General features: G+C 51.6%; 14 protein-coding genes and 1 riboswitch. Of the genes, 7 read left to right on the top strand and 7 right to left on the bottom strand.

The annotated features are described in order from the left end of the window. Window positions 1–2: 2 nt before the first annotated feature. From EJE49_RS12745 to EJE49_RS12715, 7 genes are read right to left on the bottom strand one after another with little or no spacing between them, the layout of a single operon-like run. Complete coding sequence (locus EJE49_RS12745) at window positions 3–1,799, bottom strand: BatD family protein (RefSeq protein WP_124951425.1); 1,797 nt, start codon at window positions 1,797–1,799, stop codon at window positions 3–5. Then, window positions 1,799–2,809, bottom strand: a complete 1,011-nt coding sequence (locus EJE49_RS12740; RefSeq protein ID WP_189941903.1) for a tetratricopeptide repeat protein — start codon at window positions 2,807–2,809, stop codon at window positions 1,799–1,801. The genes EJE49_RS12745 and EJE49_RS12740 overlap by 1 nt, the downstream gene beginning before the upstream one ends. After that, window positions 2,749–3,744: a vWA domain-containing protein gene (locus tag EJE49_RS12735; RefSeq protein ID WP_189941900.1), complete on the bottom strand. Its 996-nt coding sequence runs from the start codon at window positions 3,742–3,744 to the stop codon at window positions 2,749–2,751. The genes EJE49_RS12740 and EJE49_RS12735 overlap by 61 nt, the downstream gene beginning before the upstream one ends. Next, the gene (locus tag EJE49_RS12730) at window positions 3,735–4,703 is read right to left on the bottom strand and encodes a vWA domain-containing protein (RefSeq protein ID WP_124951419.1); all 969 of its coding nucleotides are present in this window, start codon (window positions 4,701–4,703) and stop codon (window positions 3,735–3,737) included. Before EJE49_RS12730 ends, EJE49_RS12735 begins: the two co-directional genes overlap by 10 nt. Then, on the bottom strand, window positions 4,700–5,152 hold the full coding sequence (locus EJE49_RS12725; protein WP_223246953.1) for a DUF4381 domain-containing protein: 453 nt from the start codon (window positions 5,150–5,152) through the stop codon (window positions 4,700–4,702). The genes EJE49_RS12730 and EJE49_RS12725 overlap by 4 nt, the downstream gene beginning before the upstream one ends. Then, window positions 5,149–6,051: a DUF58 domain-containing protein gene (locus EJE49_RS12720; protein WP_124951415.1), complete on the bottom strand. Its 903-nt coding sequence runs from the start codon at window positions 6,049–6,051 to the stop codon at window positions 5,149–5,151. The genes EJE49_RS12725 and EJE49_RS12720 overlap by 4 nt, the downstream gene beginning before the upstream one ends. Further along, window positions 6,048–7,040, bottom strand: a complete 993-nt coding sequence (locus EJE49_RS12715) for an AAA family ATPase (RefSeq protein WP_124951413.1) — start codon at window positions 7,038–7,040, stop codon at window positions 6,048–6,050. The genes EJE49_RS12720 and EJE49_RS12715 overlap by 4 nt, the downstream gene beginning before the upstream one ends. Before the next feature lie 314 nt (window positions 7,041–7,354). After that, window positions 7,355–7,459: riboswitch (guanidine-I (ykkC/yxkD leader) on the top strand. 130 nt (window positions 7,460–7,589) lie between these two features. On the opposite strand from EJE49_RS12715, the gene EJE49_RS12710 reads away from it, so the two are divergent. The 7 genes from EJE49_RS12710 (at window position 7,590) to glnT (ending at window position 17,611) form a co-directional block, all read left to right on the top strand. Further along, complete coding sequence (locus EJE49_RS12710) at window positions 7,590–8,420, top strand: ABC transporter permease (RefSeq protein WP_124951411.1); 831 nt, start codon at window positions 7,590–7,592, stop codon at window positions 8,418–8,420. Between the two features lie 10 nt (window positions 8,421–8,430). Next, window positions 8,431–9,279 carry an ABC transporter ATP-binding protein gene (locus EJE49_RS12705; RefSeq protein WP_189941898.1) on the top strand — a complete coding sequence of 283 codons (849 nt, stop codon included), beginning with the start codon at window positions 8,431–8,433 and terminating at the stop codon, window positions 9,277–9,279. A gap of 34 nt (window positions 9,280–9,313) precedes the next feature. Beyond that, window positions 9,314–10,051 (top strand): urea amidolyase associated protein UAAP1, encoded by a 738-nt coding sequence (locus EJE49_RS12700; RefSeq protein ID WP_124951407.1) that lies wholly within the window; start codon window positions 9,314–9,316, stop codon window positions 10,049–10,051. A 13-nt stretch (window positions 10,052–10,064) separates the two neighbouring features. Then, window positions 10,065–10,703: an urea amidolyase associated protein UAAP2 gene (locus tag EJE49_RS12695; RefSeq protein WP_124951405.1), complete on the top strand. Its 639-nt coding sequence runs from the start codon at window positions 10,065–10,067 to the stop codon at window positions 10,701–10,703. 71 nt (window positions 10,704–10,774) lie between these two features. After that, window positions 10,775–14,383 (top strand): urea carboxylase, encoded by a 3,609-nt coding sequence (gene uca, locus EJE49_RS12690; RefSeq protein WP_124951403.1) that lies wholly within the window; start codon window positions 10,775–10,777, stop codon window positions 14,381–14,383. Between the two features lies 1 nt (window position 14,384). Further along, complete coding sequence (gene atzF, locus EJE49_RS12685) at window positions 14,385–16,190, top strand: allophanate hydrolase (RefSeq protein ID WP_124951401.1); 1,806 nt, start codon at window positions 14,385–14,387, stop codon at window positions 16,188–16,190. A 56-nt stretch (window positions 16,191–16,246) separates the two neighbouring features. Continuing rightward, window positions 16,247–17,611: a type III glutamate--ammonia ligase gene (glnT, locus tag EJE49_RS12680; protein WP_124951398.1), complete on the top strand. Its 1,365-nt coding sequence runs from the start codon at window positions 16,247–16,249 to the stop codon at window positions 17,609–17,611. Window position 17,612: the final 1 nt, after the last annotated feature.

The raw sequence follows: 17,612 nt of genomic DNA, 5'->3' as shown, positions 1-17,612 counted from the left end.
TCTTACTTGATGTGGCCAGGATATAAATCAGGTAGCTCCGATGACGTTCTGGCTGCTGGTTTGGTCTTATCAGATAGTGATTTAAGTGCTTCCAGTAAAGCGGCTCCCTCCCATGTTGTGACGGTATAGCAAGCACGATCAAGTTGCTCCAGTAATGATTTCAATTTTTTGTCGTCCAGTCGTTCAGCGATGAATTTGAGTCCGATTGGCGCTTCGTCAGACCAGATAGCGCCAGCCCATTCGATTAGATGAAGTCGCGCTGCATGTGGATTGTTATCTCGACAGGCTTGCTGGAAGGCTTTACGCGCATCAGCAACATGTGTTTTTGTTATGATTGGTTGTGCAGGCTGGGTGTCCCCACTTCCAGGATATTTCGGCTTGCGCAAGGAAGCTCTCCACCATATAAACATCGTGCCTAACCAGAGTACGCCTAAACCCAGGCTGATCCATATCCAAGAAGAGCCGGTCATTGAACTTGCAGTATTTTGCGGTGAAGGTGACAGTTGCGTAGCTGGTTGTGATGCGGTCGTAGCATTTATCTGGCTTGGTGGCGAACCTTCTGCATCGGTAGTTGCGACAGCGGGGAGCACATCCAATGTGTGTGCGGGCAAACTGATTTCGCGCTGGATGTTTTTGGTCGTGTCCCACCAGTACAGTAGCATGGCTGGTATCACATAGTGCCCGGCCTGGCTCGCTATTATGGCAATATTCTGGTCGCGTGTGCTGAGTATGCTATCGCCTTGCACACTGGTATTTAATTTGGGTTGATCTGGGTATGCGCGTAATCCAGTTGGCAGGGACATGTGCTGACTCAGATCCGGTAGCTGGTTTTCTGCAACGCCCAGCGCACTAAGTTGCAAGTGTCTGGTGATGGGTTCCCCAACGCGAATAGATCCACTATCTGGTTGCCAGGTTTGGTCCAACGTTACATTTTGCGCCGGTAACCAATCATGACCAGTAGCCGCAGTGGGACGGGGTCGTACGTTTAAAATAAACGGGTCGCCCTGGATGCGTATTGGACGGGCGGCACCCATCATGCCTGCTAATGGGTTTTGGCCAAATACATTACTAAAAAATGGATCCTGACCAAATGGGTCAGGGGCACGACTATCCGGTGTCAGTGCGTTCAATACGGGGCCATTTAGCTTGATCTGACCGCTGCGTTGCGGAAATAACATGTATTTGCGTTCAATCACCTGATAAGTTTGACCACTGCGAGTTTCAGTCGTCTGTTGATCTTTACCTGTCTGTTGGATTAGCACGTCGTCATTGGGTTCAAATGCCAGGCTTGCCTGATACAACGGCTCGTCAACATAAAGACGTATTATCAGTGTGACAGCGGCCTGGACGAAGGGTTGTTTCTGATCAACTGTAGTGGTGATGAAAGCGTGAGCGGTTTTTTTGCCAGGATTTGTATTTCCTGCCTGCGCAGCATTGTTGTTGTCAGCTACTGTCACAGTGAGTGGAGATGAATATTGCCCATCCCATTGCAGGGCAGGAATGATTATTTTCCCACTGTGTTTAGGCATCAGCATAAAGCTTGACTGAATTTTTGCAGACATCTTCCCATTGGTGATTTGTATGCTGGAACCTGTGCTATTGCCTAATATGTCGAAATTCTGTTTTAAGGGGCTAAGATCAGGTTGCTTATCAGTCTCACCTTCATGTTGCAGGGTCAGTTGAACTGATTCGCCCGACCCAACCTGATTCTGATTCAGCCAAGCGTTGATCATGGCCAAGGCCGGCTGACTCAGAACGGCCATGAACATAGAAATAACGAAAATCCATGCGTGTCTCATTAATTACTTCCTTGCTGTCTTATCATGTGTTCTATCATGAATTTGCGACGTAGCAGCCCACCTGGGTCATCCGGTATACGTCGTAACCATTGTTCCTGTGCGAGTTGTTTTTCACTGATGGGCGTGTTGGACGGTGACACTTCGCGTACTGCTGCTTTATTCGTGTTTGATTTGTTCAAACTAGCTGCAGCATCCTGCTTAGCCTGTGCTGCATCGGTGGTTTGAGGCTGAGCATCCATGTTACTAGCAGGTTTCGCCGGTAGTTCCTGACCGAGTTTCTTCGCAGTATTATTGTTTTGCTGAGTGTGCTTGTCCTTGCCAGGTTGACCGTCATTGCCGGATGAGGTCTGATTGGATGGCTGCTGATCTTTGCTGGTTTTCTGGTTAGAACCATTATTTTTATCAGGTGTTGGTTTGTTCTGTTGGTCCTGGTTTTTTGAATTCTGGGAAGATTGATTCTTGTCTGTATCAGACTGATTTTGCTGGGTACTGGTCTGACCATCGTTGCCTTTTTTGTTATCGGATGATGAGTCTTTTTTATCTGCGCCTGGTTTTGGTTGGGATTGTTGCTTTTTTAGTGCCTGAGCGACCAAATTCCGATTATGTCGAGCATCTTTGTTCTTGGGGTCATCACGTAACACAGCATCATAGGCCTTGATTGCATCTTGCAGCTGACCTGCATGAGCCAGCGCATTGCCACGATTATAGTTACTAACACTGTCATTGAAGGCAGCAAGATCACGTGCTGCATGTGGGAAATTACCAGCCTGTAGTTCAGCATAAGCTTTGCGGCGTGGATCATTATAAGTGCTGGCAGCAGTCGCAGCTTTACCTTGTTGCATGAGTTGTTCGCCACGCTGGTCAGCTGTGCGCCACAAACTTTCCCATGTGATCTCTGCATATGCAGATGATGTCCAGACTGTCATCATAATAAGTAGCGTAGCGCGTTTCACAACCATCCCCTTCGCGTTAATAGGGCGGTGATCAGCAGTAGCAAAGGTAATAGCCATATACCCCCATCCAGCCAGTTTTCTACCTTGATGTTTTTCTCTTCTTTGGCTTTTCCGGTCAGTTCTGACTGTGTTTGCAAATTGTGGATGAGTATAGGTAATTGGGCCAGATCCACATAACTGCCACCACCAATGGATGCAAGTTGTTGTAGTTGCTGTGTGTCTACTCGGGCAAGCTTCAATTGGCCTTGCCCATTTTGAGTAAAACCGGTTCCTGCCTGGCTAAGTGGCACACCTGCAGCTGTACCTATTTTCACTACATTGACTGACATGCCTTGTGATTTGAGTTTTTTGGCTGCATCAAATGCTGCGGCTGGGTCAGCGAATCCATCAGTCAGTACGATGATCGCACTGTGAGTGCTGCCACTTTGCTCAGCGAGTTTGGCGGCTTGTATCAGTGCTGGCGCAAGATTATCTCCGGCGCTTGGCATGATGCTCGGATCCAGCGGCGGTAACAGGGCACGTATCGTGGCAACATCTTCAGTCATCGGTGTAACTGTATATGGCTCTTCACTAAATGCTACAAGACCAACCCGTACATCCTTTGCGGCATTGAGTATGTCATCCAGCGCATAACGGGCGCGGGTAAAACGATTCGGTTGCAAATCGGTCGCGGCCATGGAAGGTGACAGGTCCAGCACCAGTGCCCATGCCGTATTGCCGCGATAGGCGATGGATGGCTCCTGCTGCCAACTCGGCCCGGCCAGTGCGAGTATGGCTAGCGTCCATGCGATGGCAAGCCAAGGCCAGGGTGTCCAACGGCGTTGCGTACCTTTGTCCAGAAGCAGGCCAGATAGCAACTCCGGATCTACAATGCCAGCCCAGTCACCATTTTCGTTGTGGCGTCGAGCCAGCCATATCCCTAGCCCCCAGAACAGTGGCAGCGCCAGTAACCAGGCGGGACGAAGAAAATGGAAGTGCTGGATCAATTCCATTTCCGTACTCTCCATAGTACAGCTGGAAGGCTGAGTAGCAGGGCAACGCCCAGTGGCCATGGGAACAGCTCTGTACGAGGACGATACCATTGTTGCGGCGCTGCGCTGGGTTCCAGTTGGTCAATGCGCGCATATACTTTTTCTAGATCAGTGGCATCGGTGGCGCGGAAGTATTCTCCACCAGTCACTTGGGCAATCTGCTTAAGTGTGTCCTCATCCAGATCGCTGCCGCCCATACCAAAGAATCCAGATTGTGCATCAGCACCTACGCCTATGGTGTAAATACGCAGGCCAGCAGTGGCAGCCAGTTTAGCGGCTTCGATTGGCGGCATTGCACCGGCGTTGCTACTGCCGTCAGTGAGTAATATAAGTACCGTATCACCTTTATGGCTGCTTTTATCCGTTCCAGACTGCAACCTTTTAATGGCTAGCCCAATAGCATCGCCTATCGCTGTTTGCATCCCAGCCATGCCTATCATGGCCTCATTCAGAAATTGGTCTACAGTGTGCAGATCGGTAGTGAGTGGTGTTTGTAAATAGGGCTGTGTGCCGAACAATATGAGTCCTACCTGGTCGCCGTATCGGCGGTGAATGAAATCGCCAGCCACCTTTTGTACCACTTGGAGCCGGGTGTAATCGCCAGCCATGTCTTGAGTAGACATTGAACCTGAGACGTCTACCGCCAATAACAGACGCCTGCCTGTGGTAGGAACTGGTTCAGGTTCACCCAACCATTGAGGGCGAACAGCAGCAAATATAAGCAACGACCAAATCAGTATAAACAGCACCTTGCGTGTACGCGACAGGCCACGGACGGCTGACGTTGATGCGTCGCTAACAGTGGCTGCAAAAGGCAAAAACAGGGCGGCGCCACTTGGTTGTGCAGGTGGCAGCCAGTGCCTGAATAACCAGGGTAGTGGCAGGAAGAGGAGCATCCAGGGCCATTCGATATGCATCATTTGTGTCGTCTCAAAAATTGTCTGGCACCTGTTAACCAGCGAATACGGTCAGTTTGTACTTGGCTGCCATAGGCTGCGCGCAACAAACGCTGACCTGTGTCACCAGCTAGATCAGTGGCGCCATGATTAGTAAGAAATGCCAGCCATGCATCACCACTTAAACCAGCGGTCGCTTCTCTGCCGTAGGTAGCAAGTGCGTAGCGGCGCAGCAAAAGCGTTAATTCGTTTGCCAGTTTTAGATCATCTTGCTCATGGTTTTCTAGTAGCTTGAGTTTACGCAAAGCAATGCGTCGGCGTTGATTTGCGGGGCTTTTGTGTAAATATGCCAGCACGCCAGCAATCAAAAGTATTAATACTATCAACACCCACCATCCGGGAGCAGGAGGCCACCAGCTTGGTGGAGGAGGCGCGTGAGCAGGCGCCAGTTGACTGAGCCAGTCTTTATTCATGTTGACCATGTTGGCTCTCGTAGTAAAGGCGGCAAACTATCTGCTACTTGATTTTGAGTGTGCAGACGCGTCAATGGCAGATTGAGGCGCTGGGAAATTTCGTTAAGGCGTTGTTCCCGCGCCGCCCATTTTTTCTGCCATACGCTACGGCTTAGTTCACCATCAAGCCACCAAAGCCGCCCTGGTGTGCCAACCCGGTAATTGCCTGCAGGCAGGCCGGCACTTTCTATAGGGTCAACTAGCCACAATAAACGGCAATCATTGTGAAAAGACATACCAGATAAGGTGATTTCAACTTGTTCATCCACATCACTGAAATCACTTAGTATAAGTACCAGGCTGCCCGGTTGAAGTAGGGGTTGCAATGAGTTTAAGGTGTCTTTTAAGCCGTTTTTATTCGTCTCGCCAGGCTCACGTGGCTGAGCATCAATTAGCGCCTGAAGCACAGGTAGTACGCCAGCTTCTCTGGCGCGAGGAGGAAATATAACGGGTAAACCTTCATCATTGGCAATGATTGCGCCAAGACGATCTCCACCAAGCGTGGCAACCCACGCAAGCAAGGCTGCCGAACGCAGTAGCAGCGCTGATTTAAGCTGATGACGGCTACCGAAAAATAGCCCCGGGTGTAAATCTACTACCAGCCAGACAGGGCGTTCACGTTCCTCACGGAACAGTTTGGTATGGAGTTGTCCTCGTCTAGCTGTGACGCGCCAATCAATGTTGCGGGCGTCATCGCCGGGCGCATATAGACGCACCTCTTCAAACTCCAGGCCGCGACCTCGTTGAGCACTGCGATGCCCTCCCTGTAGACGTGCTAAAGCGGGTCGGTGTGCATGTAAGCTGAGTCCATGCGCGGCACCACGTAGAGTGACCAGCTCGGCAATGTCGGGCAGTATCATGGTGCGGGAACCTGACGTAGTAATTCATTCACGCAATCTTGCGAAGTGATACCTCGAGCCTGGGCTGTGTAATTAAGCAATAAGCGGTGCCGTAATGCATCAGGAGCGATGGCTTGAACATCTTCCGGGCTAACATAATCACGTCCATCCAGCCACGCCAGTGCACGTGCTCCTCTTTCCATGGCAATGGCAGCACGGGGGCTAGCACCCCAGCGTAGCCATTCAGCAAGCTTGGCGCTGTACTGTGCCGGGATGCGCGTGGCTTCGACCAGCGCAGCAATATATTCGGCAACCGAGTCGGCTAATGTGAGATCGAGTATTTCCCGGCGTGCAGTAAAGATTGTTTCCTGTGGCAATGGATTGGCAGGTACCGGTAATTCCTGTGCATCCCTGGTCTCGCGTCGGGACAGTGCCATGATACGAAGCGTGGTCGCGCGATCAGGATAGTCAACTAGCGTGTGCAGCATGAAGCGATCCAGTTGCGCCTCAGGTAATGGGTAGGTGCCTTCATGTTCAATCGGGTTCTGGGTTGCCATCACCAGAAATAGGCGGGGGAGGAGATAGGTAGCTGAACCAACACTAATTTGATGTTCGCCCATCGCTTCGAGTAAGGCAGACTGCACTTTGGCGGGAGCACGATTGATTTCATCGGCAAGTATCAGGTTGTGAAACAAGGGACCTGGTTGGAAATGGAAAGTGCCCTGTTCAGGACGATAGATGTCCGAGCCCGTCAGGTCAGACGGCAACATGTCAGGCGTAAATTGTAAGCGCCGGAAATCAGCCATCAAACCATGCGCCAAGGCTTTGACCGCCCGAGTTTTGGCTAACCCTGGCGGCCCCTCTACCAGCAAGTGACCATCTGCAAGCAGTCCCACTAACAGACGTTCGACCAGATTTTCCTGACCCAGTATTTGATCGTTTAGATAGGTGCGCAGCCCGATAAGCGCAGCATGTGCTGCTGATGTTTGAAGTGGGATTGAGGCGTCCATCGTGAGTCCTTCATGTGCTGTTCTGTATGTGATAAAGAATGATATTAATTTCAGAAGTTCCATATGAATGATTTCTGGATACTGAATCTGGTTGATTTCACCAGATAAGTTTGCTCGTTTAATGCCACAAAGTACGTGCACCGTATCGGTGCCTATCCTGATTAATGCTCTATTTTAATGCGTAGCTGAATTGAAGTTATGGAAGATACCAAACCAGTGTGTAAATAAATGCATGAAAATAATGAATTAAATATTTGGCACGCAATTTGCTAAATTGTTTTCAAGAGAGGCGCAGTTGTCGATGTCGCCTTTGTCATTAGGGCATCTAGGGTTCCGATTCCAGCAATGGGGTGTCTGGTCCGAGAGTTGTCCGGTCTCAGTTAGCTGGGATTCCACGGAGGGATAAAAGCCCGGGAGGTTGCGATCTGTTGTCGCTTCAGCCTCTCGCTATTTAATCCTTCAAGGAGTCGCAGTTATGTCGCCAAACCGTGGATACACCCAACTGTTCATTGTATTCCCAGTGTCGTTAATTGAGCGGCAGGGGTGAATATGTCAGCGACCAATCAAAACTCCATCCAAATCACAGCGCGTAAACGCAAGCTGTGGACGATTCGTGGTTATTTGAACCGCAGGGAATTCCTGTTTTTTGCTGCCATAGGGTTGATCACACCCTTCGTCGGGTGGTGGTTACTGGCGAATAGCGGGGTGATGGATAAGGTATTTCTGCCCAGCCCTATGGATGTGCTGACACGCGTATATCACTGGTTTGAAGATGACAATCTCATGGGTGATGCCTGGATCAGTATCTATCGGGTTACGGTGGGTTTTCTTATGTCGGCAGTGATCGCTGTGCCGTTGGGCGTGATGATTGGTACGTATCGACCCATGCAGGCTTTGTTTGAGCCATTGACCGATTTTATTCGTTATATGCCTGCAGTTGCTTTCATTCCGTTAGTCATGTTGTGGGTAGGTATAGATGAAGGCTCGAAGATAGCCATTATCTGGATCGGTACTTTCTTTCAGATGGTATTGATGGTCGCAGAGGATATCCGTCGCGTACCCATGGCGCAGATTGAAGCAGCGCAGACCATGGGCGCCGGCAGTGAAGAAATCGTATCGCTGGTCGTCTTCCAGTCTGCCAAACCGGCCTTGCTCGATACCATGCGTATTACCATGGGCTGGGCCTGGACGTATCTGGTGGTGGCTGAAATGGTGGCAGCCAACTCAGGCCTGGGCTATGCCATCCTCAAGGCGCAGCGTTTCCTGCAAACGGACAAGATTTTTGCCGGCATTATTCTGATTGGGCTGATCGGGCTGGTAATGGATCAACTGTTCCGTCTCTTGCATCGCAAGAGTTTCCCCTGGTTATATAACAAATAGGCGAATGAACATGGCCAACAAAATTCAAATTAGTGCTGCTGGCAAGGTTTTCAGTACAGACAAGCAGGATGTGGTGGCTTTGCAGGATATAAATCTGTCCATCGGTGCCAACGAATTCGTCACCTTTGTCGGTGCTTCAGGCTGCGGTAAATCCACCTTATTGCGCTGCATCGGTGGGCTGGAAACGCTCAGCTCAGGTGAAATCAAGGTGAATGATAAAGCCGTGCAAGGCCCCGGCGTGGACAGAGCCATGGTGTTTCAGAACTACAGTCTCTATCCGTGGCTATCCGTGGTCGATAACATCAAATTCAGTCGGCGTCTGAAGGTCAACCGTGAAGGCGCGACCTCCGCTGAAGTTGAGGTGGCGTCAGGCCGTGCTGATGCGCTGTTATCACTGATGGGGCTGGCGCATGCAGCCAAGGCTTACCCCAACCAGCTTTCTGGCGGTATGCAGCAGCGCGTGGCGATAGCACGTGCCTTATTGCCCAAGCCGGAGATTTTGTTGATGGATGAGCCGTTTGGTGCACTGGATGCGCAGACGCGGGAAGTCATGCACGATTTGATTCTGCATTTGTTCAATCTGGAAAAAACCACCATCGTGTTCGTGACTCACGATGTGGAAGAAGCCATTTATCTTGGTCAGCGTATCGTGCTGATGGCGCCACGTCCTGGGCGTATCGACACGATTTACGATGTGCCGTTGCCGGATAAGCGTAATCAGGAGATGAAACTGTCGCCTGAGTTCATTGCGTTAAAGAAGGAAATCCTGACCCGTATTCGGGAAACTTCCGGCATGCACACAGATACGGATTTGCTGGAACGTATGACCCGGCAGGCCGAAAGCAGCGAAGCAGTCTAGTTGCAAGTATTAACCAGCATAAGAGGATAGCAATATGAAATCAGCAAATACAACATACAGTCCAGATAGTGTGATGTGGGAAGAAGTTATTCCCGGTGGCGCGCATTGGTCATTTAATGTGAAACGTGGCACCACGTTGCGCGTTACTGATATCGAAGGCGGAGCCAACCTGTCGGTGCTGTTTTACAGCCAGGATGAAAAACTGGAGCGTTACAACATGGCCGATACGCTCAAGGCGCAACATACCGCGCACCTGACCAAGGGCTTTGTATGCTATTCGGACATGGGCCGCGTGCTGTGTTCCATCACCGAGGATAGTTGCGGCTGGCATGACACGGTATGCGGCATGACTGACGCTGCCCAGGTGCTGGCCAAGTACGGCGAAGCGCGTTACCAGACTCACTTGAATGCGATGTATCGCAATGGTCGTGACAGCTTTTTGATCGAGCTCGGCAAGTGGGGTCTGGGCAAGCGCGACATCGTGGCAAATATCAATCTGTTCAGTAAAGTCAGTGCTGATGAAGACGGCAACTTGATGTTCCAGCCCGATAACTCAGTAGCGAGTGATTATATTGATCTGCGCTTTGAAATGGATACGCTGGTTGTACTTGCGGCTACCCAGCACCCACTGGATCCGAATCCGCAATATCAGCCTAAGCCGGTAAAGCTCACCGCATGGCATTCTGAATTGCCTGGTGCTGATGATTATTGCCGCAATTTCCGTCCGGAAAACCAGCGCGGCTTCTATAACACTGAATTGTTGTACCGTTGAGAGGGGCTCTAAAATGGCTATCGTAGAAAGTAAATTTGATCCTAAAGACGCGGTGTACGACGAAATCGTGCCTGCAGGCGAACCATGGTTGCATGAGGTCAAAAAGGGGCAAACATTCCGCATTCTGGATCTGGAAGGCAATCAGGCCGTCGATACCCTGTTTTATAACGCACATGAGTCCACTGACCGTTACAGCGCGGTTGATACCATACGCGCGCAGGGCAATCTCTATCTGACCGCTGGCTCCAAGCTATTGTCCAGTGAGGGTAACGTGCTGGTAACCATTACTGCGGATACCTGTGGGCGTCACGACACGCTGGGCGGTGCCTGCGCGGCGGAGAGTAACAGCGTGCGCTATGAAACTGGCAAAAAATTCATGCACAGTTGCCGCGACAGTTTCCTGCATGCGCTAGGCCATTGCAATTGTCATATGGACAAGCGCGACCTCACCAGCAATGTCAATTTTTTCATGAACGTGCCAGTGACCCCAGAAGGCAAGCTGACGTTTGAAGACGGCATTTCCGCTCCGGGTAAATACGTGGAAATGCAAGCCGAGATGGATGTGATGGTGCTGATTTCGAACTGCCCGCAGTTGAATAACCCATGTAATGGCTATAACCCGACACCAGTTCAGTTGCTGATCTGGAATTGAGATGGCTGCAGGACGACCTGCAATAACAAAAATAATGATGGGACGACCCGTCATGGAATGGAAAGAACACCATGTTTGATAAAGGACTGATAGCTAATCGCGGTGCCATTGCTTGCCGCATTATCCGCACACTGAAAAAGCTGGGAATACGCTCGGTTGCCGTCTATTCGGAAGCCGATGCGCATTCGCTGCATGTAGCACAAGCGGATGAAGCGGTGTGTATAGGGCCAGCCCCTGCCGCTGAAAGCTATCTGCGCGCAGAAAAAATACTCGAAGTCGCGAAACAGACGGGTGCACAAGCCATCCATCCTGGCTACGGCTTCCTCTCTGAAAATGCCGCTTTTGCTGAATCCTGTGCTGCCTCTGGCATCGTATTCATCGGCCCAACACCAGATCAGATGCGCCGTTTTGGCCTCAAGCATACTGCCCGTGAAATCGCTGAGCAGAATCAGGTGCCTTTATTGCCGGGTAGCGGTCTGCTGGCCGATGCTGGACATGCGCAGGCTGAAGCCGCACGCATTGGTTATCCGGTCATGCTCAAAAGCACGGCAGGTGGCGGCGGTATCGGTATGCGCCTGATCTGGAGTGCGGATGAGCTGGTTGAGGCATTCCAGTCGGTAGCGCGTCTTGCCAGCGCCAACTTCAAGGATGCCGGTATCTATCTGGAAAAATACGTCGAGCAGGCACGCCATATTGAAGTGCAGATTTTTGGCGACGGCAAAGGCAATGTGGTTGCACTGGGTGAGCGCGATTGTTCGGTGCAGCGCCGTAACCAGAAGGTGATAGAAGAAACCCCCGCGCCAGGATTAACGGACGCTCAGCGTGCGCGTTTGCTGGCGACTGCCGTACAACTGGGCAAGGCAGTGAATTATCAGTCGGCCGGTACCGTCGAGTTTGTCTACGATGCGCAGAATGGCGAGTTCTATTTCCTTGAAGTAAATACACGTCTGCAGGTAGAACATGGTGTCACCGAGCAAGTAACGGGTATAGATCTTGTGGAATGGATGGTACGTCAGGCTGCGGATGATCTGCCTGCGCTGGATAGCATAATCATTGCACCTCGTGGCGCGTCGATCCAGGTGCGCCTATATGCTGAAGATCCTGGCAAGAATTTTCAGCCATCCAGCGGCGTGTTGACGGAAGCAGTTTTCCCAGACAGCGCCCGTGTTGACACCTGGGTAGAGCGTGGTAGCACCATACCGCCATTTTACGACCCAATGGTGGCAAAAATCATCGTCACTGCTGATGATAGAGAGCAGGCGATTGCCAAAATGCAAGGTGCGCTGGACGACACTCGTATAGCGGGTATTGAATGCAATCTGGATTACCTGCGTCAGATCATCCGAGATCATGTGTTTGTTGAAGGTAAACAGACCACGCGCTACCTGAATGCATTGCATTATCTGGCTGCGACTATCGATGTGCTGGAGCCCGGCGTGCAGAGCAGTATTCAGGATTATCCTGGGCGCCAGGGTTACTGGGACGTGGGCGTGCCGCCCTCAGGGCCGATGGACGCGCTGGCATTCCGTCTGGGTAACCGCTTGCTGGGTAATGATGATAACGCTGCCGGGTTGGAGTTAACCGTAGCTGGCCCAACATTGCGCTTTAACCGCGATAGCGTGATAGCCCTGACAGGTGCAGCTATGACTGCCGAACTGGATGGCGAGGCGCTGGAATTCTGGCGCGCGTTGTCAGTCAAGGCCGGTAGCGTGTTGCGCCTGGGCAGCATCCAGGGTGATGGCTGCCGTAGTTATCTGACCGTGGCGGGTGGTTTTGACGTGCCGGATTATCTGGGCAGTAAATCGACATTTACTCTGGGGCAGTTCGGCGGCCATGCTGGTCGTACGTTGCGCGTCGGCGACGTGCTGCATCTGGGTGCAACATCTGTCGCGGTGCCAGTCGATACGGTGCTGGATAGCGCGTTGATCCCTGAATACCACAGCCATTGGGAAATCGGCGTGCTCTACGGTCCACATGGTGCACCGGATTTCTTTACCGATGCTGATATCGACATGTTTTTTTCTACCGACTGGGAAGTGCATTACAACTCCAGTCGTACCGGGGTGCGCCTGATCGGACCCAAGCCACAATGGGCACGGACCGATGGCGGCGAAGCGGGCTTACATCCTTCCAATATTCACGACAATGCCTATGCTATCGGCGCGGTCGACTTTACTGGCGATATGCCGGTCATACTGGGGCCGGATGGCCCTAGTCTGGGTGGTTTCGTTTGCCCTGCAACCATAGTGCAAGCTGAATTGTGGAAAATGGGACAGTTGCGTCCAGGCAATACCGTGCGCTTCAAGCGTATCGGGCTGGCTGAGGCTATGCAGCGTGAGTTGGCTCAGGACTCAGCTATCAAGACTCTGGCAGCCACAGTAACAGCTGATGCTGATACTGCCGGCTTGGCAACATCTACGCCAGTATTGCATCGTATTGAAGAACAGGACGGCCAGGTTGCTGTGACCTATCGTCCTGCTGGCGACAAATACCTGCTGGTGGAATACGGCCCGCTGGTGTTGGATATTAACCTGCGCTTCCGCGTGCATGCGCTAATGACCTGGCTGCAACAGAAGAATGTGCCAGGTATCATTGATCTGACTCCTGGTATTCGTTCGCTGCAGGTGCATTACAACAATCAGTTACTGCCGCTGCCGGAATTGATGGCTGCACTGACCGAGGCGGAATCTGCACTGGCTAATATCGAAGATCTGGTCGTGCCTGCGCGTATCGTGCATTTGCCATTGTCGTGGGATGACCCATCTACTCGTCTGGCCATAGAAAAATACATGCAATCGGTGCGTAAGGATGCGCCATGGTGCCCAAGCAATATTGAGTTCATTCAGCGTATGAACGGGCTGGACAGCATCGAACAGGTGAAAGAAATCGTATTCAATGCCAGCTATCTGGTGATGGGTCTGGGTGACGTCTATCTTGGCGCACCAGTCGCCACGCCACTGGATCCGCGGCATAGACTGGTAACGACCAAGTACAACCCGGCACGTACCTGGACGCCGGAGAATGCGGTGGGTATCGGCGGCGCCTACATGTGCGTATATGGCATGGAAGGTCCTGGCGGATACCAGTTTGTCGGTCGCACCATACAGATGTGGAACCGTTACAAGCAGACTGCTGATTTCATCGACGGCAAACCATGGCTGCTGCGCTTCTTTGACCAGATTCGTTTCTATCCAGTGTCGGAAGATGAGTTGCTGAAACTGCGCGAAGACTTTGTCGCGGGTACGTTTAAGCTCAAGGTGGAAGAAACGACATTCAGCCTGCGCGAATACAACACATTCTTGCAAGATAACGATACCGCTATCGCTGCGTTTCGGGAGAAGCAGCAGATCGCTTTCAATGCAGAGCGTGAGCGCTGGAAGGCAAATGGACAGGCAGATTATGCGTCCGATGTTACGGTAGCCGAAGCGTCAACCGATAGCGAGCTGGATTTGCCACCTAACAGTCGTGCCGTCGCCGGGCATGTGGCCGGGAATATCTGGAAGATAGAAGTGGCCGAGGGTGACATGGTGCAAGCGGGGGATACTCTGCTGATCATTGAATCGATGAAAATGGAAATCAACGTGGTGGCGCCGTCCGCCGGAAAAGTGATCCGTCTGTACTGTCGTGAAGGCAGCCAGATTTCGGCTGGTCAAGACTTACTGGTGATACAGGGGGAATAATATGGAAAATTTGAGTCTGGATATTACCAATCTGCGCGCACTTTATAGCAGTGGCGCGTTGACACCGCGTGGTCTGATCGACGTAGTGCTGGCACGTACTGCCGGGAATAATGAAGACCATGCCTGGATCTATCAATTATCCGCTGAGCAACTCTATGCGTATGCGGATGCGCTGGCAGACAAGGATCCGGCACAGTTGCCGTTATACGGTATTCCGTTTGCGATCAAGGACAATATTGATCTGGCTGGCGTGCCGACTACGGCTGCGTGTCCGGAATTTGCCTATACGCCTGAGCAAAGTGCCGCAGTCGTGCAACGGTTGATTGATGCGGGTGCTATTCCTATTGGAAAAACTAATCTGGATCAGTTTGCAACTGGACTTAATGGTACCCGATCGCCTTACGGCGCCTGTCGTAATACGTTTGATCCAGAATATATCTCTGGCGGTTCCAGTGCTGGTTCAGCAGTTTCCGTTGCCAAAGGCTGGGTCAGTTTCAGTCTGGGAACTGATACCGCCGGCTCAGGGCGCGTGCCTGCAGCATTCAATAATCTGGTCGGGCATAAACCTACCTGTGGCTGGCTATCGACGACCGGGATGTTGCCAGCTTGCCGTTCACTGGATGTGGTATCGGTATTTGCGCTGACTGCAGAAGATGCGGAAAGAGTAGTCGCGGCTGCTGCCAGTGCCGATGAAAGCGATATTTATTCACGTAAAGTTGAAGCGCATGGTTTCGATTTTGGCAGGGCAGCAACATTTCATTTCGGTGTGCCGCGCGCAGAACAGTTGCGGTTTTTCGGTAATGCCGAAGCCGAACGGCTGTTTGGTGAAGCGGTGGTGCGATTGCAGTCGCTGGGTGGTTTGGCAGTTGAGATTGATCTGGCGCCCTTCCTTGAAGCCGCGCGACTATTGTATGACGGTCCCTGGGTGGCGGAGCGTTATGTAGCACTCAAGGATTTTTTTGATGCACATGCCGATAAAGTGTTTCCACCCGTGCGGGAAATCATCGGCGGCGCCGCACGCTATTCCGCAGCGGATGCTTTTGCCGGCCAATACCGTTTGCGCGAACTGAAGCAGCAGGCTAATAAGGTTTGGGACGTAGTGGACTGTCTGATAACACCAACGGCAGGGACAATATATACCATCGCCGAGATGCAGGCCGACCCGATCAAGTTAAACTCAAATCTTGGTTATTACACTAACTTCATGAATCTGTTTGATTATGCGGCGGTGTCAGTGCCTGCCGGATTCCAACAGGATGGTCTGCCATTTGGCGTAACACTGGTCGCACCCACACATCAGGATGCGCCGTTGCTGCATCTGGCAGCGCGTAGCCAGCAGGCAGTAGCAACACCGCTAGGGGCGACTGGCATCGCTCAGCCAGTACCTGCAGCATTGCCAGCGTTATTGCCATCGGGACAGATACGCGTTGCCGTATGTGGTGCACATTTATCCGGCTTACCGTTGAATTGGCAGCTCACTCAGCGTGGCGCACGATTGGTGCAAACCACGACCAGTTCACCAGACTACAAATTCTATGCGCTACCTGGCGGACCTCCATATCGTCCGGGTATGGTACGCGTCAAACCGGGCGAGCAGGGTGGTGCAATTGCAGTTGAGGTGTGGGAAATGCCGGCACGCGAATTCGGCTCATTTGTAGCAGGTATCCCTGCGCCATTAGGCATAGGGACAATTACGCTGGCGAATGGCGAGTCAGTATTAAGCTTTGTTTGCGAAAGTTATGCGGTAGTGGATGCGGTGGATATTACTCACTTGGGTAACTGGCGTGAGTATCTGAATACAAAATAAATGTTGCCGTGCTGCATATGCGGTTCTTACTTTAAGTTGCGAAAGGGAACGAAATAATGACGATACCTACTCAGCCAGCCAATATTGGCTATGACGTTGAAGCATTGGCCGCTGCTGGCGTGGAATTCATGCTGGCCAGCTATGTGGATATCCATGGCGTATCCAAGTCTAAAATGGTGCCGATTGCTCATTACAAGCGCATGATGTCCGGTTCCGAGTTATGCACGGGTGCAGCGCTGGAAGGTGTGCCGCAGGATGTTAGTGATGAGGAAGTTGCCTCACATCCCGATCCTGCTTCATGCAAAATTCTGCCTTGGGATAAAGAAATTGCCTGGTTTGCCAGTGACTTATGGACGAAAGGTAAACCTTTTTCAGCGTGCAGCCGCACCATACTTAAAAATGTAGTGGCTAAGGCAGATGCCATGGGTTATCGCATGAATCTGGGCATGGAAGCTGAATTTTTTGTGCTGAAAGATGACGCGGATGGCGGCTACTCACCGCTGTCGACACGCAATCATCTGGAAAAACCAGCCTACGATGTTTCGCGTCTGCTGGATAACATGGACTGGATGCGGGAACTGGTCAAATCCATGAATCAGTTTGGCTGGGACGTGTATTCGCTGGACCATGAAGATGGTATTGGTCAATTTGAAATTGATTTCAAATATTTCGATGCGCTCACCATGGCGGATAATTTTGTGTTCTTCCGACTGATGGCGAATGAAATTGCGCGCCGTCACGGCGGTTTCGCCAGTTTTATGCCTAAGCCTTATGGCGACCGAGCCGGCAGTGGCGCGCATTTCAATATGTCGCTTGCGGATAAGGTAACAGGCAAGAATCTGTTTGAAGCTGAAGATGATCCACGTGGCTGCAATTTATCTAATCTGGGTTATCAGTTTATGGCTGGTGTGCTGAAACATTTGCCGGCGATATGTGCAGTGGTTGCACCGACGGTGAATAGCTACAAGCGTCTGGTATTGCGTGGCAGTATGTCCGGCTTTACCTGGGCGCCGGTATTTGCCTGCTATGGTGATAACAACCGTACCAACACACTGCGCATCCCCAAAGGTGGTGGCCGTATCGAACTGCGTGCAGCAGACAGTGCATGTAACCCCTACCTCGGCGCAGCCATGGTGCTGGCGGCGGGGCTGGAAGGTATAGAGCAGCAGCTGGATCCGGGTGAACCGCATACCGAAAATATGTACCTGAAAACTCCGCAAGAACTAGATGCTATGGGCGTGAAAATGTTGCCGCAGTCGTTGAAAGAGGCGATAGACATGTTCAAGCAGGACGAACTGTCCAAAGCGGTATTCGGGGAAAGCATGTTTACTACCTGGATAGATTACAAGAGCGAAGAATGGATACGCTATAACAACCACGTGAGTGATTGGGAAAAAGCGCGTTATTTGAAACTGTTCTGAT

The sequence above is a fragment of the Sulfuriferula thiophila genome, from assembly GCF_003864975.1.
Classification (GTDB): domain Bacteria; phylum Pseudomonadota; class Gammaproteobacteria; order Burkholderiales; family Sulfuriferulaceae; genus Sulfuriferula; species Sulfuriferula thiophila.
The sequence above is the reverse complement of the archived record's forward strand: the minus strand, read 5'-3'. Positions and strand labels throughout refer to the sequence as shown.

Excerpts from the sequence above, each read along its gene's own strand:
- EJE49_RS12695 (WP_124951405.1), top strand. The coding sequence starts at position 10,065 with ATGGCTATCGTAGAAAGTAAATTTGATCCTAAAGACGCGGTGTACGAC.
- EJE49_RS12705 (WP_189941898.1), top strand. The coding sequence starts at position 8,431 with ATGGCCAACAAAATTCAAATTAGTGCTGCTGGCAAGGTTTTCAGTACA.
- EJE49_RS12740 (WP_189941903.1), bottom strand. The coding sequence starts at position 2,809 with ATGGCTATTACCTTTGCTACTGCTGATCACCGCCCTATTAACGCGAAG.
- EJE49_RS12720 (WP_124951415.1), bottom strand. The coding sequence starts at position 6,051 with ATGATACTGCCCGACATTGCCGAGCTGGTCACTCTACGTGGTGCCGCG.
- EJE49_RS12730 (WP_124951419.1), bottom strand. The coding sequence starts at position 4,703 with ATGATGCATATCGAATGGCCCTGGATGCTCCTCTTCCTGCCACTACCC.
- EJE49_RS12715 (WP_124951413.1), bottom strand. The coding sequence starts at position 7,040 with ATGGACGCCTCAATCCCACTTCAAACATCAGCAGCACATGCTGCGCTT.
- glnT (WP_124951398.1), top strand. The coding sequence starts at position 16,247 with ATGACGATACCTACTCAGCCAGCCAATATTGGCTATGACGTTGAAGCA.
- EJE49_RS12710 (WP_124951411.1), top strand. The coding sequence starts at position 7,590 with ATGTCAGCGACCAATCAAAACTCCATCCAAATCACAGCGCGTAAACGC.
- uca (WP_124951403.1), top strand. The coding sequence starts at position 10,775 with ATGTTTGATAAAGGACTGATAGCTAATCGCGGTGCCATTGCTTGCCGC.
- EJE49_RS12735 (WP_189941900.1), bottom strand. The coding sequence starts at position 3,744 with ATGGAATTGATCCAGCACTTCCATTTTCTTCGTCCCGCCTGGTTACTG.
- EJE49_RS12700 (WP_124951407.1), top strand. The coding sequence starts at position 9,314 with ATGAAATCAGCAAATACAACATACAGTCCAGATAGTGTGATGTGGGAA.
- atzF (WP_124951401.1), top strand. The coding sequence starts at position 14,385 with ATGGAAAATTTGAGTCTGGATATTACCAATCTGCGCGCACTTTATAGC.
- EJE49_RS12745 (WP_124951425.1), bottom strand. The coding sequence starts at position 1,799 with ATGAGACACGCATGGATTTTCGTTATTTCTATGTTCATGGCCGTTCTG.
- EJE49_RS12725 (WP_223246953.1), bottom strand. The coding sequence starts at position 5,152 with ATGAATAAAGACTGGCTCAGTCAACTGGCGCCTGCTCACGCGCCTCCT.